22 protein-coding genes and 1 tRNA gene are annotated in these 21,630 nt (G+C 37.2%); 19 read left to right on the top strand and 4 right to left on the bottom strand.

The genetic code is table 11. From position 1 onward, the window contains the following. The first annotated feature begins 248 nt into the window (after nt 1-248). The 7 genes from IEV57_RS18300 to IEV57_RS18270 all read left to right on the top strand — a co-directional run bounded on the left by IEV57_RS18300 (nt 249) and on the right by IEV57_RS18270 (nt 7,872). A complete protein-coding gene (locus tag IEV57_RS18300; protein ID WP_188444488.1) occupies nt 249-929 on the top strand; it encodes a succinate dehydrogenase cytochrome b subunit in 681 nt (226 codons plus the stop codon). A gap of 49 nt (nt 930-978) precedes the next feature. Further along, complete coding sequence (locus tag IEV57_RS18295; protein WP_188444487.1) at nt 979-2,913, top strand: fumarate reductase/succinate dehydrogenase flavoprotein subunit; 1,935 nt, start codon at nt 979-981, stop codon at nt 2,911-2,913. Between the two features lie 27 nt (nt 2,914-2,940). Beyond that, nucleotides 2,941-3,690, top strand: a complete 750-nt coding sequence (locus IEV57_RS18290; protein WP_188444486.1) for a succinate dehydrogenase/fumarate reductase iron-sulfur subunit — start codon at nt 2,941-2,943, stop codon at nt 3,688-3,690. Nucleotides 3,691-4,209: 519 nt separating this feature from the next. Next, nucleotides 4,210-5,634, top strand: a complete 1,425-nt coding sequence (locus IEV57_RS18285) for a sodium:solute symporter family protein (protein ID WP_188444485.1) — start codon at nt 4,210-4,212, stop codon at nt 5,632-5,634. A 10-nt stretch (nt 5,635-5,644) separates the two neighbouring features. Further along, nucleotides 5,645-6,085 (top strand): GNAT family N-acetyltransferase, encoded by a 441-nt coding sequence (locus IEV57_RS18280; protein ID WP_188444484.1) that lies wholly within the window; start codon nt 5,645-5,647, stop codon nt 6,083-6,085. A gap of 8 nt (nt 6,086-6,093) precedes the next feature. After that, nucleotides 6,094-7,167 (top strand): alanine racemase, encoded by a 1,074-nt coding sequence (locus IEV57_RS18275; protein WP_188444483.1) that lies wholly within the window; start codon nt 6,094-6,096, stop codon nt 7,165-7,167. A gap of 102 nt (nt 7,168-7,269) precedes the next feature. Beyond that, nucleotides 7,270-7,872 carry a porin family protein gene (locus IEV57_RS18270; protein ID WP_188444482.1) on the top strand — a complete coding sequence of 201 codons (603 nt, stop codon included), beginning with the start codon at nt 7,270-7,272 and terminating at the stop codon, nt 7,870-7,872. A gap of 56 nt (nt 7,873-7,928) precedes the next feature. On the opposite strand, the gene ruvC is transcribed toward IEV57_RS18270, so the two are convergent. Continuing rightward, nucleotides 7,929-8,510: a crossover junction endodeoxyribonuclease RuvC gene (ruvC, locus tag IEV57_RS18265; RefSeq protein ID WP_188444481.1), complete on the bottom strand. Its 582-nt coding sequence runs from the start codon at nt 8,508-8,510 to the stop codon at nt 7,929-7,931. 21 nt (nt 8,511-8,531) lie between these two features. Here ruvC and IEV57_RS18260 point away from each other — a divergent pair, with 21 nt between their 5' ends. From IEV57_RS18260 to IEV57_RS18225, 8 genes are all read left to right on the top strand, one after another. Beyond that, nucleotides 8,532-9,638 carry a glycosyltransferase gene (locus IEV57_RS18260; protein WP_188444480.1) on the top strand — a complete coding sequence of 369 codons (1,107 nt, stop codon included), beginning with the start codon at nt 8,532-8,534 and terminating at the stop codon, nt 9,636-9,638. A gap of 255 nt (nt 9,639-9,893) precedes the next feature. Then, nucleotides 9,894-10,145: a hypothetical protein gene (locus IEV57_RS18255; protein ID WP_188444479.1), complete on the top strand. Its 252-nt coding sequence runs from the start codon at nt 9,894-9,896 to the stop codon at nt 10,143-10,145. Then, nucleotides 10,135-11,364 (top strand): PP2C family protein-serine/threonine phosphatase, encoded by a 1,230-nt coding sequence (locus IEV57_RS18250; protein WP_188444478.1) that lies wholly within the window; start codon nt 10,135-10,137, stop codon nt 11,362-11,364. The genes IEV57_RS18255 and IEV57_RS18250 overlap by 11 nt, the downstream gene beginning before the upstream one ends. Nucleotides 11,365-11,367: 3 nt before the next feature. Beyond that, nucleotides 11,368-11,997 (top strand): polysaccharide deacetylase family protein, encoded by a 630-nt coding sequence (locus IEV57_RS18245; RefSeq protein WP_188444477.1) that lies wholly within the window; start codon nt 11,368-11,370, stop codon nt 11,995-11,997. Then, entirely contained in the window at nt 11,994-13,097 is a 1,104-nt protein-coding gene (locus tag IEV57_RS18240) for a glycosyltransferase (protein ID WP_188444476.1), read from the top strand. The genes IEV57_RS18245 and IEV57_RS18240 overlap by 4 nt, the downstream gene beginning before the upstream one ends. A 603-nt stretch (nt 13,098-13,700) precedes the next feature. Then, nucleotides 13,701-14,489 (top strand): TatD family hydrolase, encoded by a 789-nt coding sequence (locus tag IEV57_RS18235; protein WP_188444475.1) that lies wholly within the window; start codon nt 13,701-13,703, stop codon nt 14,487-14,489. Next, nucleotides 14,479-15,558: an asparaginase gene (locus IEV57_RS18230; protein ID WP_188444474.1), complete on the top strand. Its 1,080-nt coding sequence runs from the start codon at nt 14,479-14,481 to the stop codon at nt 15,556-15,558. Before IEV57_RS18235 ends, IEV57_RS18230 begins: the two co-directional genes overlap by 11 nt. 206 nt (nt 15,559-15,764) lie before the next feature. Next, nucleotides 15,765-15,851, top strand: a tRNA-Ser gene (locus IEV57_RS18225). A gap of 195 nt (nt 15,852-16,046) precedes the next feature. Here the strand turns inward: IEV57_RS18225 and IEV57_RS18220 are convergent. From IEV57_RS18220 to IEV57_RS18210, 3 genes are all read right to left on the bottom strand, one after another. Next, entirely contained in the window at nt 16,047-16,853 is an 807-nt protein-coding gene (locus tag IEV57_RS18220) for a hypothetical protein (protein ID WP_188444473.1), read from the bottom strand. Between the two features lie 25 nt (nt 16,854-16,878). Next, nucleotides 16,879-17,073: a hypothetical protein gene (locus IEV57_RS18215; RefSeq protein ID WP_188444472.1), complete on the bottom strand. Its 195-nt coding sequence runs from the start codon at nt 17,071-17,073 to the stop codon at nt 16,879-16,881. A 263-nt stretch (nt 17,074-17,336) separates the two neighbouring features. Further along, nucleotides 17,337-17,888: a trypco2 family protein gene (locus IEV57_RS18210; protein ID WP_188444471.1), complete on the bottom strand. Its 552-nt coding sequence runs from the start codon at nt 17,886-17,888 to the stop codon at nt 17,337-17,339. 1,196 nt (nt 17,889-19,084) lie between these two features. Between IEV57_RS18210 and IEV57_RS18205 the strand changes: the two genes are divergently transcribed. The 4 genes from IEV57_RS18205 to IEV57_RS18190 are packed head-to-tail and all read left to right on the top strand — an operon-like array spanning nt 19,085 to nt 21,377. Then, the gene (locus IEV57_RS18205) at nt 19,085-19,885 is read left to right on the top strand and encodes a MotA/TolQ/ExbB proton channel family protein (protein WP_188444470.1); all 801 of its coding nucleotides are present in this window, start codon (nt 19,085-19,087) and stop codon (nt 19,883-19,885) included. Between the two features lie 58 nt (nt 19,886-19,943). Continuing rightward, nucleotides 19,944-20,273: a hypothetical protein gene (locus tag IEV57_RS18200; RefSeq protein ID WP_188444469.1), complete on the top strand. Its 330-nt coding sequence runs from the start codon at nt 19,944-19,946 to the stop codon at nt 20,271-20,273. Next, nucleotides 20,273-20,914 (top strand): ExbD/TolR family protein, encoded by a 642-nt coding sequence (locus IEV57_RS18195; protein WP_188444468.1) that lies wholly within the window; start codon nt 20,273-20,275, stop codon nt 20,912-20,914. Before IEV57_RS18200 ends, IEV57_RS18195 begins: the two co-directional genes overlap by 1 nt. A gap of 1 nt (nt 20,915) precedes the next feature. Continuing rightward, the gene (locus IEV57_RS18190; RefSeq protein ID WP_188444467.1) at nt 20,916-21,377 is read left to right on the top strand and encodes an ExbD/TolR family protein; all 462 of its coding nucleotides are present in this window, start codon (nt 20,916-20,918) and stop codon (nt 21,375-21,377) included. Nucleotides 21,378-21,630 lie beyond the last annotated feature (253 nt).

The following is a 21,630-nucleotide window of genomic DNA, read 5'->3' as shown; positions in this document are numbered from 1 at the left end:
AACATTTACAAGATATACGAAAATAACTAAATCGTAGTGAATTTATTATCATTTATTCAAACAATAAAATTACTCACTTGGTTAGCATTATAAGAAAAAACACCAAAATCAATCCTCATTTGGGTAGTTATTTAGAACCTTTTAAAATAAGTTGAAAGCACAATGCTTTGATTGTTTGCTAAGCTTTACGAACGTAAATTTGGCTCGTAAAATACAAACTGTAAACAATCTACATTTAACAAAAAAATATGAGTTGGGTATCGAAGACCTTAAGTAGCACACTAGGCCAAAAATTATTAATGGCGCTCACTGGATTATTTCTAATTCTATTCTTGGTAGTACATTTAGCAGGTAATCTTCAATTATTAATCCCTGATGGTGGTGAAGCTTTCAATAAGTATGCAGCCACAATGGCTGGCAATCCATTCATCAAAGTAGTGTCAATAGGAAATTTTGCCTTTATCTTACTCCACGTAGTGTACGCAATCTTATTATCTAGACACAACAAAAAGTCTAGACCTGTACAATATGCGAAAGTTAAAGGCTCCACAAACAGTACTTGGTCATCCAGAAACATGGGGATATTAGGTACGATTCTTTTGATCTTCATCTTGGTCCACCTAAGAGGATTCTATTATGAAGTGAAATTCGGAACCCTTCCAACTGCCGTTTATGATGGGGTGGAGTTCAAGGATGTTTTTGCAATTGTATCAGCTTCGTACAGTAACATTATATATGTTGCTTTCTACGTGTTGAGTATGGGCTTCTTAGCTTTTCACTTGTCACATGGATTTGCGAGTGCTTTCCAAACATTGGGATTAAATCACGTTAAATATTCACCGCTAATTAGAAAAGTTGGTTTAATATTTTCGATTTTGATACCCGCATTATTTGCGTTGATACCCTTGGTAATGTTTTTTCAAAACTAGTTGCCAATAATATTGTTAATTGATTAATGAAATTAAAATCAACAAATCGATGATACTTGATTCAAAAATACCAGAAGGTCCATTAGCTGAAAAATGGACTAACCATAAATTTAACGTGAAGTTGGTCAATCCTGCCAACAAAAGAAAATATGATGTGATCGTTGTAGGTACTGGCTTAGCAGGTGCGTCTGCAGCAGCATCTCTTGCAGAACTTGGATACAATGTGAAAGCATTTTGCTTCCAAGATAGCCCAAGACGTGCACACTCCATCGCTGCCCAAGGAGGTATCAATGCAGCAAAAAATTATCAAAATGACGGAGATTCTGTTTACAGACTATTTTATGATACGATCAAAGGAGGTGACTACAGAGCAAGAGAGGGTAATGTATATCGTCTAGCACAAGTTTCTGTTAATATTATTGATCAGTGTGTCGCTCAAGGTGTACCATTCGCAAGAGAATATGGTGGCTTATTGGCAAACAGATCATTCGGCGGAGCGCAGGTTTCAAGAACTTTTTATGCGAAAGGCCAAACAGGTCAGCAATTGCTACTTGGTGCTTACTCTGCTTTGAGTAGACAAGTTGCTAATGGTAAAGTGAAGCTTTATCCAAGAACTGAAATGATGGATGTGGTGACGGTAGATGGAAAAGCTCGAGGCATTGTAACTAGAAATCTCGTGACCGGTGCCATTGAATCGCACAGCGCTCACGCAGTATTACTTTGTACTGGAGGATATGGAAACGTATTTTTCTTGTCCACCAATGCAATGGGTTCTAACGTGACCGCTGCTTGGAGAGCTCACAAGAAAGGTGCATATTTTGCAAACCCTTCTTTCACGCAAATCCACCCTACTTGCATTCCTGTTTCAGGTGATCATCAGTCCAAATTGACATTGATGTCTGAGTCTTTGAGAAATGATGGTAGAGTGTGGGTTCCTGCAACAAAAGAAATATCTGAAAAACTAAGAAAAGGTCAAATCAAGGTTAATGACATCAAAGAAGAAGACAGAGATTACTTCTTAGAAAGAAAATATCCTTCCTTTGGTAACTTAGTGCCTCGTGACGTTGCTTCTCGAAATGCAAAATATGTATGTGACGAAGGTCGCGGCGTAAATGAAACTGGTGAAGCGGTATTCTTAGATTTCAGAGATGCAATCAAAAGAGACGGTGAAGATACGATCAAGGCTAAGTATGGTAACTTATTTGATATGTATCAGCAAATTACTGGCGATAACCCTTATCAGGTGCCAATGATGATTTATCCAGCAGTTCATTATACTATGGGCGGACTTTGGGTAGATTACAATTTGATGACCACTATCCCTGGACTTTATGCTTTAGGAGAAGCAAATTTCTCTGACCATGGAGCAAACAGATTAGGAGCTTCTGCTTTGATGCAAGGCTTGGCTGACGGATACTTTGTGATTCCTTACACTATAGGAGACTACTTAGCTCAAAACTCCAACGAGAGAATATCACCTGATCATCCTGAATTCAAGAAAGCTGAGGTAGAGGTAAGCGAAAGAATCGAAAAACTTTTAAGTATCAAAGGTGAAAAGACTGTAGATTTCTTCCACAAAAAGTTAGGTAAAATCATGTGGGATTATTGTGGAATGGCAAGATCCGAAGAGGGTCTGACAAAAGCCAAGGCCATGATTAAAGAATTGAAAAAGGAGTTTTGGTCTAACGTAAACGTGTTAGGTGGCAACGAAGAGTTGAATCAATCCTTAGAAAAAGCCAATAGAGTTGCTGATTTCTTAGAATTAGGTGAATTGATGGTGGATGATGCCTTGAGTAGAAACGAATCTTGTGGAGGTCACTTCAGAGAAGAGTATCAAACTCCAGAAGGTGAAGCCTTAAGAGATGATGAAAACTTCGCTTTTGTTTCTGCATGGAAATTCTTGGGTGAAGGACAAGAGGAAGAATTGAACAAAGAGCCTCTTGAATTCGAAAATGTCAAGTTGACCCAAAGAAGTTACAAGTAATTTAAAAGCACTAAACTCATTAAAGTTATGAATTTAACCTTAAAAGTCTGGAGACAGAAAAATACCGCTGACCAAGGCGGATTTAAAGAATATAAAATTTCAGGTATTTCAGAAGACATGTCTTTTCTTGAAATGCTTGATGTATTGAATGAAGATCTTTCCACAAAAGGTGAAGATCCTGTTCATTTCGATCATGATTGTAGAGAAGGTATCTGTGGAATGTGTTCCCTTTATATAGATGGAAAGCCACATGGCCCTCAGCAGACAACTACTTGTCAGCTTCACATGAGATCTTTTAGTGATGGAGATGTGATCACGATTGAGCCATGGAGAGCTAAAGCCTTTCCAGTATTGAAAGATTTGGTTGTGAATAGATCAGCTTTTGATAGAATCATCCAAGCAGGTGGATATGTGTCTGTAAATACAGGTGGTGTGCCTGATGCGAACGAGATCCCGATTCCTAAATCAATTGCTGATTTGGCCATGGATGCTGCACAGTGTATTGGCTGCGGAGCATGTGTAGCTGCTTGTAAAAATGCTTCAGCAATGCTTTTCACTTCTGCTAAAATCTCCCAATTGGCATTATTGCCTCAAGGACAGGTAGAAAGAAAAATCAGAGCTGAAAAAATGGTTGCTCAAATGGATGCTGAAGGTTTCGGTGCTTGTACTAATACAGGTGCTTGCGAAGCGGAATGTCCAAAGGGAATCAGTATTACAAACATCGCAAGAATGAACAGAGAATACTTCTCAGCGGTAGTAAGTAGCGATTCAGTTTAAAGAACTAAGTATAAAAGATGAAAAGAGCCGGTCAACCCGGCTCTTTTTTTTTGTAGGACTGACTAGATTGAATCAATATGTATTCAGAAAACAAGTCATTCATAATTTAGCATGAAGTTCATTTCAATCAGCTGTGGCCTGTTGACTGAGGACAAGCCATATGATTGCAATTAAAATATTCACAACAGATGTCATTGCGGACAGTCTTATATTATTATAAGAACTTACACTTTCAATATTCTTATAATATTTAGATTAGATGCCTTGGAACTTTTTGCCTAGTTCATTTATAAGTATCTTTAAAGATCAAGCAATATGTGTTTTCGCTTCTACACCAGTAGCTACTCAAAATAAACTCAAATTTCTATTGATTGCTGTGGATCGTTAGCCGCTGACACTTGTTCGCTCAATTGATAATTATTCACAAGATCATTCATGGTAAAATTACATACTGGTATCATTGCGAATCATCATATCAATTAATTTAATCTATTTGTAAACCAAGAAGAAAGGAAACTGATGCACTACATAGACCTAGGCATATTTGTCGGGTACATGTTAATTATGCTGGGAGTAGGATACTATTTCATGCGTAAGAATAAAAATCAAGATGATTATTACGTCGGAGGTAGAGATATCGGCAGTTGGCATATAGGGCTTTCTGTTGTCGCTACAGATGTAGGTGGAGGGTTCTCTGTCGGGCTCGGAGGGTTAGGCTTCGTAATGGGGCTTTCAGGCAGTTGGATGCTTTTTACAGGATTGTTGGGAGCATGGCTTGCAGCCGTTTTTTTGATCCCAAGAGTAAAACAAGACAAAGCTTTTGCTGAGTTCTATACCTTCCCACAAATCTTCAAACATCTTTTTGATAAAAAAGTAGGCATAGTTGCCGCTGTTATTTGTTTGATTGGTTATCTAGGCTTTACATCCTCACAATTATTAGCAGGCGCAAAATTAGCATCGGGTACTTTTGAAGAGCTAGAAATCAATCAAGCACTTTGGATTATGGGTGTAATAGCAGTAGTCTACACTGTTTTAGGTGGGTTAAAAGCTGTTATTTATACAGATACTTTACAGTGGATTATATTAATGCTCGGTTTTATTTTTATAGGTCTTCCATTTGCCTATTTCCATGTAGGAGGTTGGGAAGTAATTAAGGAGACGCTACCCAATGAGTTTTTTACTTTGACAAACCTCAGATGGCAGGATTTCGCAAATTGGGGGATTACCATTTTGCCGATTTGGTTTATAGGAATGACTTTATACCAAAGGATCTTTGCTAGTCGTGATACTGCCTCAGCCAAAAAAGCTTGGTTTATTGCCGGTCTTTTTGAATGGCCAATTATGGCTTTTATGGGAGTTTCCCTAGGTTTATTGTCTAGGGTTGCTTTTGAGCAAGATTTGCTAATCTTTGATTTGGAGACTTTGGACCCCGAAATGGGTTTGCCAATCTTACTTCGGACTATTCTTCCTTCTGGTTTATTGGGATTAATGATGGCAGCATACTTTTCAGCAGTTTTGTCCACCGCAGATTCTTGCTTGATGGCAGCTTCAGGGAATTTGAGTACAGATATTTTCGGGAGGTGGCTGAACAAAAAAACAGAAAAAACTCAAATCAGATACTCGCAACTTTTTACACTTATCCTAGGGGTGATAGCCCTAGTTGTTGCCCTCCAAATGACCAATGTACTGGAGCTGATGTTATACTCTTATGCATTTATGGTGTCGGGATTATTGATTCCAGTACTGTTTGGCCTTTTTACAAAAATGCATGATCCTACTGCCGCAATGTCAGCCATGCTCGTCGGAGGTTTTACAACTGCAATATTAAGTTTGATCGATATAGCACTTCCTTTGGAGCTTGATCCAAATTTTTTCGGTGTTTTTGCTTCTTTAGCAACGTTTTTGCTTGTTATTAAGCTTAGAAAAAGAAAAATTCAAAATTAAATTATATAAAATGCTCAAAATAGAAACACTTTCGGCAATTGATCATGCTACATATTTACAGAAAAAAGAAATTGCAGACTTCTTATTCACCCATCTAGAACAGTACGGAGACCCACATGCAGATATCATGAAATGTCTTGATTATGCCTTAGATCAGGCAGTTGACAAAGGAGGTTTTACAGTAATGGCTCGAGAAAATGATCATATTGTAGGGGCTGTGATTATGAATAGAACGGGCATGTCAGGCTATATTCCTGAAAATATCCTTGTTTATATCGCTGTAGATGCCTCACAAAGAGGAAAAGGGGTAGGGAAAAAGTTGATGCAAACAGCAATCAACATGGCCAATGGAAATATAGCACTTCATGTGGAACCTGATAATCCTGCGAAAAGGCTTTATGAAAGTCTTGGCTTTACAAATAAATATCTCGAAATGAGATTAACCAAATAACAAAAAAAATGGCATTTTTAAATTTACACAGAGGGAAATTAAAACAGAACTTCGACTACTTGAGTAATTTATTTGATTCTCAAGATATTTCTTGGGGCGTTGTATCCAAAATCTTTTGTGGTAATAGAGCCTATTTGAAAGAATTAATAGACTTAGGAGTAAGAGAAATTCACGATTCGAGAATTAGTAATTTGGCGAAAGTCAAAGAAATCAATCCGGATGTGCAAACAGTATATATCAAGCCACCTTCGAAAAGGAATATTGAGAAAATGGTGATGTATGCAGATGTAAGTCTCAATAGTGAATTGACGACCATAAAATGGATCAGTGAAGAGGCTGTCAAGCAGAAAAGAAAGCATAAAATCATCATCATGGTGGAGACTGGCGATCTGCGTGAGGGGGTGATGGGAGATCATTTGATTGACTTCTATGCCTCCATCTTTGAATTACCAAATATTGAAGTAGTAGGACTTGGCACCAATCTTAATTGCTTGAATGGCGTTATGCCTTCTTCTGACAAGTTAATTCAGCTATCACTCTATAAGCAGATTATCGAACTCAAATTCAATAAGAAAATCCCATGGGTTTCTGCGGGAACATCGGTGACGATTCCTTTGATGTTACACCAACAATTACCCAAAGGTGTTAATCATTTCCGGATAGGGGAAACGCTATACTTTGGTATTGATCTATTTGAAGAGAAACTCATCGATGGGATGAATGCAGATGTTTTTGAATTGTATGCCGAAATTATTGAAATGCAAGAGAAACCTTTGCTTCCCTCTGGGGCACTAGCCGCAAATCCCCAAGGTGAGATCGTAGAAATCGATCAGTCCCTCTACGGAAAATCATCATTTAGAGCTATTTTGGATATTGGCTTATTGGATGTTGATCCGAAATACCTTCTACCTGAAGATGGTGAATTCGAAATTTTGGGAGCAAGTTCGGATATGATTATCCTCAATTTGGGACTTAATACCAAAAAATATAAAGTAGGTGATCTGGTTAAATTCAACTTGAAGTACATGGGAGCGCTGGGAATTATGAATTCTAGCTACGTGGATAAGAAAATAAGCGATTAAATGAATTTTGATAAATGTTACAAGACCTGGGTGTTAGCACTCAGGTCTTTTTTTTGGCATGATCTTCGTAACTCTACCCCTATAAACCAATTATTATTTACTATGAAAAAATCCATTTTATTATTAGCTGTTATTGCCTTGTTTACATTTGATATTCAAGCGCAGAGTGTTCAAAGAAGTGATGCCGCAGGTGGATTCGGAGTGAGAGGAGGAGTGAACTTCTTCAATTTTGGAGGCGAAGATGCTTCAAATAATGACTATACCAATAGAGCAGGTTTTCATGCAGGTGTTTACACCAATTTATTCTTAGGATCAAGAATAGCGATTGAGCCAGGTGTGTATTATTCTGTGAAAGGTTCGCAAAATGATAATTTTGCAGATACGAGATCTGTATTGAATTATGTAGATGTTCCTTTGTTACTTAGATTGTACGTAACTGATGGATTAAACATCTTTGGTGGTCCTCAAGCCTCGTTCCTAGTTTCATCTACATTTGAAGGTGATTTTTTCGGAACTACTTACGCCTATGACACAGAAGCGATTACTAAAACTGATTTAGGTATAGTAGTAGGTGTTGGTTACAATCTACCAAAAGGACTCAATTTACAGGGAAGTTATGATTTTGGTACCTCACCAGTATTTAAAGATTCTGATGCTAAGATCTATAACAGAGGTTTTAAAGTATCTTTAGGATATAGTTTCTAATCAAAAAAAATCACGAATTAACAAAAAGCTGCTTGATGAAAATCGAGCAGCTTTTTTTATTTGAGACCTTTGACTCGGTCTGGGTTTTCTTCTAAAAATGACTTCCAGCCTGCATTTCTTCCCCTAGTCTGAATTCTTCCATCATGAAAATGATGACAAAGCGCCACAGCCAAGGCGTCAGTCGCATCCAGGAGCTTAGGGATTTCTTTGATTTGTAGCAATGTCTTGATCATTTCAGCTACTTGCTCCTTAGAAGCATTGCCATTACCTGTCACGGATTGCTTGACTTTTTTTGGAGAATACTCCGTAATCGGGATTTCTCTAGCCAAAGCAGCTGCCATCGCCACGCCTTGAGATCTCCCCAATTTGAGCATGGACTGTACATTTTCTCCATAAAATGGTGCCTCTAAGGCAACAGTATCAGGATGAAATTCTTCTATGATACCAGTCACTCGTTCAAAAATCTTCTTCAACTTCAATTCATGTGAAGCATATTTCTTCAGATGAATCACCCCAAACTGAATCAAAGAATATTTTTTACCCACGATCAGAATCAATCCATAGCCCATCACATTGGTGCCTGGGTCAATGCCTAGAATTATTTTTTCCTTTCCCTCTTTTTTCTCTTCTTTACTCATCGATGCAATTTAATTGAATTCATGCTCATATTTTACCTGATCATTGGGATAGTTTATGCTTTCATTCTTTCGATTCTCTCCAAATCGTGGAGAGGTCAGGGCGAAAACAATCCCATAGCCCAATCAAATGAGCAAGTTACTTTAATCGTGCCCTTTAGAAATGAGGCTGATAAACTGAAAAAGATTTTTGAGTCTATTGAAAACTTAAATTATGATCACTTAGAAATACTTTGGGTTAATGACCACTCTGAGGATGCATCTGTTGTAGTTCTAAATGAATTGTTGAATTCTAAAAACTTACGTTTCGATCATCATTTGATTCAGGCTGAGGGGAAAGGTAAAAAAGCGGCTATCGAAACAGCGATAAAGCATGCTCCAAGTGATTTTGTTTTTACTACGGACGCGGATTGCGAACTGCCGCCTACCTGGATCAAACACAAGATGGCTCATTTTGAGAATCTTCTTATTCAAATGGTAGCAGGTCCTGTGATGACAAAAGAACGGAATACAGCTTTTCAACGCTTTCAGCAAATTGAGTGGAGCAGCATACTCTTGGTAACGCAATATGCGATAGCCCATCAAAATCCACTGATGTGTAGTGGAGCCAATCTAGCCTACAGAAAGCAGGCATTTCAAAAAGTAAATGGATACCAAGGGAATAGAAATGTTTTGTCAGGGGACGATGAATTTCTAATGAAAAAAATAAGCGATGAATTTGGAGCTGAGGCCATCACTTATGCAAATGGAAAAGAATCCTTGGTCTTGACAAATGCTGCAAAAAATTGGGATGAGTTATTTTCTCAAAGGATTCGATGGGCATCAAAATACAAATCGCACAATTATCTACACTTTCTCTCAGCCCTTCTTCCTGCCTTACTTCAATTATTTTGGATAGTCAGTTTTATATTGCCCTTTTCGTATGGACTTGAAGGGGTAGTGGCTTTTTTGATTACATGGAGCTTAAAAATGAGTATGGAGTTTGTTTCGCTCAGCAAAGTTACGAAGGTGTATTTACTCAGATTAAATTTCCTTGATTTCTGCTATACCAGCTTAATACACCCATTTTATGTTTTGCGAGTTGCTCTTGGAGCTGTTTTTGGCAATTATAAATGGAAGGGAAGAAGCTGATTTTACAAATTAACATAAGCATTATTTACAGCCTTCGTACCTTTCGCTATTTCAAAAAATGTAAATATTATATTTGAAATAGCCGTTGTCTATTGGACATCGGATTTTGACGATTATTTGCAAGACTTAAAATGGTGAAAATACATAAAGCCGTCATTGCGGATAATTATAAAAAATCATTTCTTGCTTAAATTTACCAAATACCTATTTTGCTAGCCTGAAAAGGTATAATTTAGCTAATAAATTTGTGCTATCATGACGAATAATGAGTTTGACTTACTGGATGAATTGTATTTTGTGCAGCCTTATAGTTATTTAAAAGAGACTTTGGGCTGGGAGGACGATCAGCTTTTGGTTACATTGCAATCTCTTTTTGAAAAACAGTATATCAAATGCTTGTTGGAGCCAGATGATGAGGTTTTTGATCAAATCGATCTAAAAGCCAAAGGAAAGGATCTTTATTATTTGGCTACAAAAAAGGGCTTGATGAATCACAATGCTTTATAATCTAGAATTGACTACAGAGACAGTAAAATATCAAAGAAAGGAACTCGAGCTGAAGGCTTTGTTGGAAATCACACAAGCGATCAATGAAAACAAAACTTCCTCAGTGCTCTTGAATATATTCAAATTCACCTGTTTGGTGCATTTGAATATCCGTTCGCTTTTGCTCTATGTAGTCGATCAGAATGTGTACAAGCAAAATATTGCCCACGGAATCAAATCCCCAATTCCTGAAATCATCCCTATGGATAAGGTAAGGGATGATAAGACAAGCGGGGAATTGAATATTGAAGTGGAGGAAGGCTATTCCTTCAGTGAATTGGAAACATACCTACCCGTTTATCACAAGGATAAAATGCTAGCCATTTTGTTTTTAAGGAAAAAAGATGATAGAGGTGAATTGGATCTAGACTTCACGCAAGCCTTAACAAATATCCTCGTGGTTGCATTGGAAAACAAGCGATTTGCAAGGAGACAATTAGAGCAGGAGCGATTGAAAAAAGAAGTCGAAATTGCATCGAATGTTCAGCGCATGCTTTTTCCCTCCAATCTCCCTCAAAATGGGAAGCTCAAGGCCAAAGTGACGTATATTCCACATTCTACTGTAGGAGGTGATTACTACGATTTGATCCAAAAATCAGAAGATGAAGTATTCTTCTGCATAGCTGACGTTTCTGGAAAAGGTATGCCAGCAGCTTTGTTGATGTCAAATTTCCAAGCAGCACTGCGTACCTTATTGAGAAGTTCCTCAGATCTGAAGATGATTGTGGAGCAATTGAATTACACCATTTTTGAAAATACAGGAGGAGAAAGATTCATCACTTTCTTTCTCGGACACTATAATTATAAGACGAGGAAACTCAAATATGTCAATGCAGGTCATAATCCACCCGTGTTATGTTGGGAGGGTGAAATGAGAAGCGAATCTTTGGGTGCGGGCACGACGATTTTAGGTGCTTTTGAAAATCTCCCATTTTTAGAAATTGGAGAAAGAGACCATCTGAAAAAATTCAGCCTTCATCTTTATACAGATGGACTGACTGAAAACTTCAACGACAAAGATGAAGAGTACGGTGACGAGCGTTTTGAAAAATATGTGAAGACGAATTTATGCGTGGACCCCGATGTCTTTCATGAAGCCTTTTTTAAAGAACTGGAGCGGTTTTCCAATGGTGTAGAAAGAATGGACGACATCACGCTGCTGAGCCTAAGATTTGCATAGCCTATGGTCATTCACCATGTTCCTACTTTTATCCCCAAACTATTCAAGCATTACACTTGGCACAAGGACAGGTCTGAAAAGAAAATCTATCTGACTTTTGATGACGGTCCGGTTCCCGAAGTGACAGATTTTGTTCTCAATGAATTAGAGCGTTTCGAGATGAAAGCGACTTTTTTTATGGTAGGGGACAATGTCAAGAAAAATCCAGATTTAGCGAAAGCGGTAAAAGACGGAGGCCACGCAATTGGAAACCATACTTTTCATCATGTCAATGGCTACAAAACGTCAGATCATATTTATTTGAAAGAGGTGAAAGAATGCCAATCCATATTGGAGGAAGTCCTTGAAGTCAAGACAAATATCTTCAGGCCTCCTTATGGGCGAATCACCAAGAGTCAATACCAAGCACTCAGTTCAGAATTTGAAGTCATCATGTGGGATGTGCTTTCTGGAGATTATGATCAGAACTTGTCTCCCGAAAAATGCCTTCAAAAATCCATCAAATACACTCAAAATGGATCTTTAATTGTTTTTCATGATCAAATCAAAACAAAAACCATCATCAGAGAGGTTCTACCTTCGTATTTGAATTTTATTCATGAATCTGGCTTCGAAACAGCCACTCTTATATGATAGCAATTGAACTGATTGGTGTAATGTTACTTTTGTCCCAGAATTTATTTTTGGTGGTATTTTTACAAACTAATTTTAGAAATTTCTCCAAGTCTGAAATCAAAGACTTCCCTTTAATTTCAATCTTGATTCCTTCTCGAAATGAAGCGACTCACCTCCCTTCCTGTCTTGAGGCTTTGGGTAGCTTGGACTATCCGAAAGATAAGCTCCAAATCCTTCTCGGAGATGATAACAGCACCGACCGAACAAAAGAGATTCTTCAATCTTGGATTGAAGAAAACCCTCAGGCACAGTTATGTGAAATTCAGGAAAATCAATTCCCCAAAAAAATCAATGGAAAGGCCAATGCGCTAGCACAAATGGTAAAATTCGCAACGGGCGAGTTTTTGCTTTTTACCGATGCAGACTGTATTGTTCCAAAGTCTTGGGCAAAAGAAATGACTGCCGCTGCACTTGGCAGCCAAGCAGGTTTTGTCACAGGTGTGACTTCCATCAAACACAAAAGCTTATTTTCAGTCTTACAGGACTTAGACTGGATTTTTTCTTTGGGAATGATCAAAGTACTTTCTGACCTCGGAATCTCAGTGACCACGATGGGAAACAACATGCTCATCAGTAAAAAGGCTTATGATGCTGTTGGAGGATTTGAAAATGTTAATTTTTCACTGACAGAAGATTTTGAAATTGCACGTGCAATTCAAGAAAAGGATTTTGCAGGTTGTCATCAAGTTAGCAGTGGGAATTTGATCTTGACGAACGCCCAACCTTCTTGGGGAAGTCTTTGGGAACAAAGAAAAAGATGGATGTATGGTGCGATGAAGTTGCCTTTTTTGATCAAGATGCTTTTGGGACTGCAAGCGCTATTTCTGCCTCTTGTGATACTTTTGATCTATAATTATGCGTGGTTAGGCTGGTTGTTTTGGATTACCAAGTGGACACTTCAGTCCTATTTCATCTATCAACTCAAAAAGAAAATCGGGCAAAAAATCAATTTGTTTTACCTGTTGATTTTTGAAATATATTACCTTTTCACAGCTTGGACGACGATACTTTATTATTTTTGGCCCTCCAAGACCGATTGGAAAGGTAGAAAATACTAAGCTCTGCTGCTGTGGATTGAAAAATTCTGGAGTGGATTGAGCCTTTGGATTTAAATATTCATCACATTTCAAACAGTCTCGAAATTTCTAGAATTCTCCCATTACAATCTAAAATCTAAAATCTAAAATCTACAATCTAAAATCTAAGATCAAAAATCTGAAATCTACAATCTAAGATCAAAAAGAGACATCTCACATTCGTTCGATATGACAATAAAACCGCATAAGATATCTTTGTGTCCTTTGTGGTTTTACCAAAAATCTAAAATCTAAAATCTAAGATCAAAAATCTGAAATCTACAATCTAAGATCAAAAATCTGAAATCTACAATCTAAGATCAAAAATAGATATCTCACATTCGTTCGATATGACAATTAAACCGCATAAGATATCTTTGTGTCCTTTGTGGTTTTACCAAAAATCTACAATCTAAAATCTAAAATCTGAAATCTACAATCTAAGATCAAAAAGAGACATCTCACATTCATTCCACATGACAATAAAACCGCATAAGATATCTTTGTGTCCTTTGTGGTTTTACCAAAAATCTAAATTCTAAAATCTACAATCTAAAATTTACAATCTACAATCTAAAATTAAAGATGCTCCACCCATTCTCAGATACCCACGCCCACATTTACTCATCAAAATACGATTCGGACAGAGAAGATGTCATCAGACAGACCTTTGAAGCAGGAGTGGAGAAAATCTATATGCCTAACGTAGATGTAGAGACAATTGATGCCATGCTGGAAGTGGAGTTGAAGCATCCTACCACTTGCCTACCTATGATGGGTTTGCATCCCTGTGATGTCACCAAAGATTTCGAAAAGGATCTCTATATCATGGAGGACTGGATCAACAAAAGAGAATTTGCTGGAATAGGAGAGACTGGATTGGATTTGTACTGGGATAAGACATTTTTCGAACAACAAAAAGAAGCGCTTCGCATTCAGATACAATGGGCAAAGGATAAAAAGTGGCCTCTTATCCTACACTGCAGGGATTCTATGGATGAGACGATTGAGATCATCAAAGAAATGCAAGGAGAAGATCTTCGGGGGATTTTCCATTGCTTCACAGGTTCGGCTGAGCAAGGCAAACAAATCACGGAAATGGGGTTTTTACTTGGCATTGGAGGTGTTTCGACCTACAAAAATGGAGGCTTAGATAAAGTTTTACCAGAAATTGGCCTTGAACATTTGGTGCTTGAGACCGATGGTCCTTATCTTGCCCCCGTTCCACATCGTGGAAAAAGAAATTCTCCAGCTTATATTCCTCTTATCGCTCAGCGGGTAGCTGATATATTTGAGACTAACTTGGAGGAAGTCTCTCGCATAACCCAAAATAATACCAAACTTATATTCCATAATTTCAACCATGAATTATAAGATCGTAAGACTCAATACTGCCGCCAAAAGCGAAATCACCTCTTCCGTTTTGATCATCTATACCGGAGGAACGCTTGGAATGGCGTATGATGACAGTGGCTCCTTGGTTCCTTTCAATTTCGGACAGATTTTGGACAAAATTCCTACGATGACCAGCATGAATGCGGCCATTACGGTGATTTCTTTTCCGGAACCCATTGATTCCTCCAATGTCAACATGAGTCATTGGGTGGATATGGCTTATATCATTTATGAAAATTATGACAGCTATGACGGTTTTGTGGTCCTTCATGGAACAGATACCATGGCTTATTCAGCGTCTATGCTGAGCTACATGCTCAAAGGACTCAGTAAGCCTGTGATTTTTACAGGAGCACAGCTTCCTATCTCTGCCATGAGGTCTGATGCTAGGGAAAATTTAATGACCTCTCTGGAAATAGCGATGGCAAAAGCCAATGGAAAGCCGATTGTGCCGGAAGTCTGTATTTTCTTCAACCACATGCTCCTTCGTGGAAACAGATCCAAGAAGGTGCAAAGTGTCCATTTTGATGCTTTCGAGTCGGAGAATTATCCTGCATTGGCAGAGTCGGGAATCATCATTGATTACAATTATGCCTCGATCAAGCCATTTGAAGAAGGGAAAAAACTAAAATATTTCAATCGCTTGGACAATCGGGTGATGGTCCTGAAACTTTTTCCAGGGATCACGCAGAAAATCATAGACAGTTGTTTTGAAATCGAGGGTTTGCGAGGGGTGGTCTTGGAGACTTATGGTTCAGGCAATAGCCCAAGCGAATCTTGGTTTATCGAATCCATGGAAAAAGCCGTGAAGAAAGGCTTAATCATCCTCAATGTCTCCCAATGCAATGGAGGGCGTGTCATCCAAGGACGCTACGAGACCAGTAAAGATATGAAGCGAATAGGCGTACTGAGTGGAGGAGATATCACAACAGAAGCAGCGATTACCAAGATGATGTTTTTGCTTGCCAATGAAAGCAGCGATGCGGAAGTAAGACGGAAGCTGATTACGCCGATTGCGGGTGAGATGTCTTTGACCGCGCAGAACTAAGCAGATTCCTGTAAACGGCACAATACAGATAAAGTAGAGTTTTACTTATCTTATTAGCATACAGTTACTTTGAGTAAATGTGAGGTTCAGGAAGAATATATAATTCGGGAAATGTAGGATAAAGTTTGTTTAGGCTAAGTTTTATAATTTTCTTTGCAGTCCGAATAGACATGGATAAGATTTTTATGCATGTTTTCGGGACAAAAAGAGAGGTGTCCGAGTGGTTGAAGGAGCACGCCTGGAAAGCGTGTATACCCGTGAGGGTGTCGAGGGTTCGAATCCCTTCCTCTCTGCAAAATAAAATCCTAACTTACTGAAAAACAGTTTGTTAGGATTTTTTGTTTTGAGTTAGGGTAGATTTGAGGGTATAATTTAACGTTTTGGAGCTACCCTTAGGTGGCGATTTCGGAGTACTTCAGTGTCAGCCCAGCACAAAGCTTTATTTAACCACTGAATCGCCACTTTTAGGTAGGTGCTGTTGGCAGTACTTATTTTATTTCTATGTTATACTTTCTTGCATATCTAACTGGATATTTTTGATTTAACTCATCTTTCAAGTAAAACCCAATTGTTAATATATATTTTCCTCGTTTAAAATCTGCCGAAAAGGATATAACATTTCTCAACTCCTTTATTTCGTATTGTTCACTCCATATTTGGTAAACACTGTTCTCAGTCTTTGGCTCAACAATATCTATAAATAATGGAGTTATTTTGTCTAATGTAGAATTATTGAAAAAGTCAACGCTGATTTCAACTTTGTCTTTTCGTTTGAACTCGCTCGTATTCATTGAAATTGTAGCGAAGGAATTTGATTTTCCTTCAACGTAACCTTCGACAATTGCAGGTAGTCTGAATAGTGGTCTTTGTAATTTAGAGTTATTACCTTTTGTTTCACTTGAAGGTATTGAAGTAATTGTATTGTCTATTAACGGTTGTCGATTTTCTGATATTTTAAGTCTCAAAGAGTCAAACTTCAGTTGGTAATCCCTAGCTATTTCCAAAGTCAATGAATCAATTGCTTCTTTTTTCTGAGCAGGTTGGGTTGATGCAAATTGCTTTTTAACCGACTTAGAAGTCATTTTAGTTAGGTTTTCAAAGTACTCTTGATCAGGTTTAAATTGAATGATTGTCACAGTAGTATCTTTTTCACTCCCTTTATTTAAGACAACTACTTCATCAGGTCCAGTAATACCCTTCCAAAATAGTCCGCTAATAAAAGCAAGAAGTCCAACAATTATTGCCCATATTGTCGGATAAATATTTGATTTACTGAAAAAATTGTCGTTACTCATTTTGTCTTAATTGCGGTTTTTAAAATTACTGCCACCGCAAAGCGGCTGTTAGTGGCTGTTTTTTATTTTGGATTAATGTTACAGGTACAGCAATTAAATAAACATTTATTGCTGACACCACTTCTAATTTCAATTCTTGACCAAACTTCATCATTTGTTTAGGTAACAAAAGAGCATCAGCATTACTTTCTGGTGTTAAAAGCTTTAATCTTTCGTTCATAAAGTGAATATGAAAACCGGGAGTAGGTGTGTAATCCACTTCACGTTTTGCTACTCCATTAGGGTCTTAAATAAATTCTGCGAGCAATTTTGAACTTTCGTCAAGCGGTTCCGCTAATTTGTAGCAGGGTGTAAAGTCCAAACTTGCAATTTATTTTAATGTTGAAGTTGTCTTTTGTGAAGACAGTTCTAAATCTTTTTGTTTTTCCATTTCCTTAAAATTTTATTTGAATGCCTACTCTGTTGGGTTTTCGGCTACCCTTTTTATTGTTGTTTATTAAATACTATTTCAATTGTATGAACAGCTTTCTTTTTTGTACTTCTACTTGCAGACGGTGTTACAGGAGATAATTCAAACTCACCTGATGCTGAATTTGACTTTTCAAGTGTAAAAGATATTTTAACACTAAACTCTTTTAAGAGTAGATTTGGGTTGGAAGCATTATTCACTTGATTGATTGCATCTCTAATTATTTCAGATAATTGCTTTTTTATGTCTACTTTATCAATCCCTTCTTTTGGTGCAATAGTGAATTTGAATTTCATTTCGTTAGATTCAGCTCTATTCCATTTGCGTCCAACTTTAAAAATCAAAACTTTTAATCCTACATTTGATTCTGAGGAATTTTCAGTTAAAAGAGTTACTATAACTTCACCTGGAGCTGGAAGTGATGAACTGTTTTCAAGTTCGTTTAACACTTCTGAAATTTCAGTCATGACGTTGTTAAGATTGACACTATTTGTTTGTGCAAAAGTTGAGTTTAGCGCCAACATTAATGTCGTAATGCATAAGAGGAAAGTTTTACTTGTTTTCATACTTATTTGTTTTATTGTTTCTGTTTTCTTAAAAGTAGCCACTAACCTATATAACCCGCTAAGAACATTCGCTTAGTAGATTTGCATGTAGGATAACAAGCGAATGTTTTATTCGAGTTTTTTAATGGTTTAAATGGGCTAAATAAAATTTAGAAGTTGTCAAGGCCACTTGCCTATTACCGTAAAGTATAACTATGACACGACAGATTGTTGATACTTCAATTATCTACTTACTAAAAGTACAGCCTTATCTTTAACAATAAAATACCCATAACAGGGTATTTTTGATCAAACTTGAGTGTAATTGAACAGAAAAGTGATTTTTTGTTTCCCTAAAGCTAAAAACTCCTGGGGAAAGGGAAGTCTAGATCTTGATTCAATTCTTTTAAATTGTTAGTGAATTGCTTTAAAAACTCGTGAAGTGTGGAACTTAGATTAAAAATTCATCTTTAACCAAAGTGAGGGCTAATAATGATTTAGCCCGCTTCTGGGCTACCACCGCTAAATTCGTCGTCTTTAACCTTTCCCCTTTTTCCTTTCCCCTATTTATACAGCCATATCTCCTGAGTGCTTAGCTAGTCTCTAAGTAGATGATAATTTGACGATTATCCTATATAAACAAGTATTAACTCCGTATCAAGTCCGTATCAACGCCATATCAAATCCATATCAAACATAAATTAGATTAGATATCAATTAGACATAAAGCCACTTAAGAAGAGCACTTGGGGTATATTCTATTAGATGCTATCTATTTACCACGCGGATTTGCTCCATAACAAATGATTCAAGCGCAATAAAGATTATTCATACCAACTAAGTTTAAATTCTTTTTAAGAACCTTGACTTTCTAAATAATATTTAGTTAAATTTGAGTCTGTGAAAAAATTCTTTATCGAATATATATCCTACAGGGAAATTATAGTTGGTCAGGAGTGAGGAGAGCAATACCATCATCAATAACTGAAATAACCCACTTACTTTAGTTTATCTCCTTTCACATAAATTGTCTAATTACTTCATATTGGATAATTTAGCTTGCGAAGCGATTCTAAAAAAGCCTAGAGTAATTATTTTCTCAAAAAAATATGAAGCAATCCCTTGCATTTTGAATTGAAAAAATGATAACTTTAAAATCTCAATATTAAAATTAGAAACCGTTTAACCTTTATTTAAAGTCTATTAAAATCTACATTATGAAAAAGTTAATCGCTTTATTCATGCTATCCGGAATCCTTTTATCTCCGGTTATCTCGAAAGCACAAGAAGCAGATCAAGATTCTGCAGCAGTTGAAACTGAAGTCGTTGAAGCAGAAGAAGTTGCTCCGACTATCGTCGATGATGAAATTATCGAGGAAGAAAAAGGATTTCACCAAGTAATCAAAGAAAAGTTCATTGAAGGTGATCCAACTTACATGACTCCAGTATTGATCTGTTTGATTTTAGGTCTTGCTGTTGCGCTTGAAAGAATTGTAACATTGAACCTTTCAACTACCAACACTAAGAAATTGTTGGCTAAAGTAGAAGAAGCACTAGAACAAGGTGGTATCGAAGCTGCAAAAGATGTAACTAAGAGCACTAAAGGTCCTGTAGCCTCTATCTTTACCCAAGGCTTGATGAGATACTCAGAAGGTATCGAAATGGTAGAAAAATCAATCATTGCTTACGGTTCCGTGGAAATGGGTAGACTAGAAAAAGGTCTTGTTTGGATCTCTTTGTTTATCTCTCTAGCTCCAATGCTTGGTTTCATGGGTACTGTAATTGGTATGATTGGTGCATTTGACTCTATTGAAGCAGCAGGTGATATCTCTCCTTCATTGGTAGCAGGTGGTATCAAAATCGCCCTTTTGACTACAGTAGCTGGTTTGATCGTTGCGATTATCCTACAGTTGTTCTACAACTACTGTGTATCTAAAATTGATTCTTTGGTGAATGACATGGAAGATGCATCTATCACATTGGTAGACATCCTTGTGAGACATAAATTGACTAAGTAATTACTTGTTGATTAAAGTGTCAACTCTTAATTATTTATAACATAAGCAAAAAATCAATATGGATTCTATAGATATTTTCTTAACACTATCCTACATTTTGATTGGCATTGGTGTGGTCCTGGCAATAGTAATGCCGCTGATCAAATCACTTGACAATCCTAAGAGCTTGTTGAAAACAGGTGTAGGTGTAGTTGGATTGGTAGTATTGATATTTATATCATACTCCCTTTCTGATGGAGAGGTTTCTGCAAAGTTTGCAGCTGACCCGTACAACATGACCACTACATCTACTAAATTCGTTGGTGCTATACTAGCTTCAACTTATTTCCTTGCAATCTTAGCAATGGTAGGTATTGTGCTCACTGAACTCAATAAGGCAATAAAATAATGGCTAGGAACAAAAATAGAACAAGTCAAGAGGTAAATGCAGGTTCTATGGCAGATATTGCCTTCCTGTTACTTATCTTCTTCCTTGTTACCACTACGATTGCTTCCGATAAGGGTATTCTAAATGTCCTTCCGCCGAAGCAAGACCCGAATATTCCACCACCAGAAGTTCCTCTTAACGAGAGAAACATCTTTAAAATATTGATTAACTCAAATGATCAATTGTTGGTGGAAGGTGATTATTTAGATAATACAGATCAATTATCTGATGATATAAAAGCGTTTATCTTGAACTTTGGAGCTCCAACTCCAGAGGCAATGGAACTATTAAACAGCTTGCCTCAATCTCTCAAAGCGCAAGTTAACAGAGATGCAGCTTCCTCGGATCATCCTATGTCAGGTGGGGCAGTAGTATCTCTAAAAACTGACCGTGGTACGTCCTATGAAACGTATTTGGAAGTATTGGATCAGGTAAAAAAGGCTTACTTTGAAATCTATGCAGAAAGAGTCGGTATCACTGCCGAACAGTATAGAGCACTTTCAGGTAAAACTCCTGCTGAAAAAGAACTTCAAGATCGTGGTAAAGAAGGAATCCCAATGGCTATCTCTATAGCTGAACCAGATAAAACAGGAGGAAATTAATATGTCAAAGTTTAAGAAAAAGAATAAGGTTAAGGAAAATATTCCTACCTCAGCTTTGCCTGATATCATTTTCATGCTTCTTTTCTTCTTCATGGTAACAACTGTATTGAGAGAAAATGACATGCTTGTAGAACAAAAAATTCCTCAGGCTACTCAGTTACAGAAATTGGAAAAGAAAACCTTGATCTCTTATCTTTATATAGGTAAGCCTAAGAATACTTCATTGTATGGTACTGAACCAAGAATCCAAGCAAATGACGCTTTGATTACAACAGGAGATATCATTCTTTGGGTCAATCAGGAAAAGGATAAATTGTCTGAAGCAGAAAGAGACATGATTACAATCTCTCTCAAAGCTGATAGAGAAGTTAAAATGGGACCTATCTCTGATATTCAATTTGAATTAAGAGAAGTAGATGCAAGAAGAGTACTTTATGCATCTGTAGGTAAAGTACAGAATTAACTACACAAATATTTATTATAAAAAGCCACCCCGAAAGGAGTGGCTTTTTTTGTTAAATGCTATCCGATTTCACCGCATTTGCCACTTAAAACAATCTAAATACTATATTTGAATTGAAGTAGTATGTTTACTGTCGACCGTTGACGATTTGACCTTGCCTGAATTTGGTTTACACATTAGTGTCTAGTGTCAGGTTTTGATTCTTCGTTTAATTGTATTTTTCTTCTAGGTTGTTCTGGCATCCTTGGTTTTA

This window comes from Belliella aquatica (genome assembly GCF_014637795.1).
GTDB lineage: Bacteria > Bacteroidota > Bacteroidia > Cytophagales > Cyclobacteriaceae > Belliella > Belliella aquatica.
The sequence above is the reverse complement of the archived record's forward strand: the minus strand, read 5'-3'. Positions and strand labels throughout refer to the sequence as shown.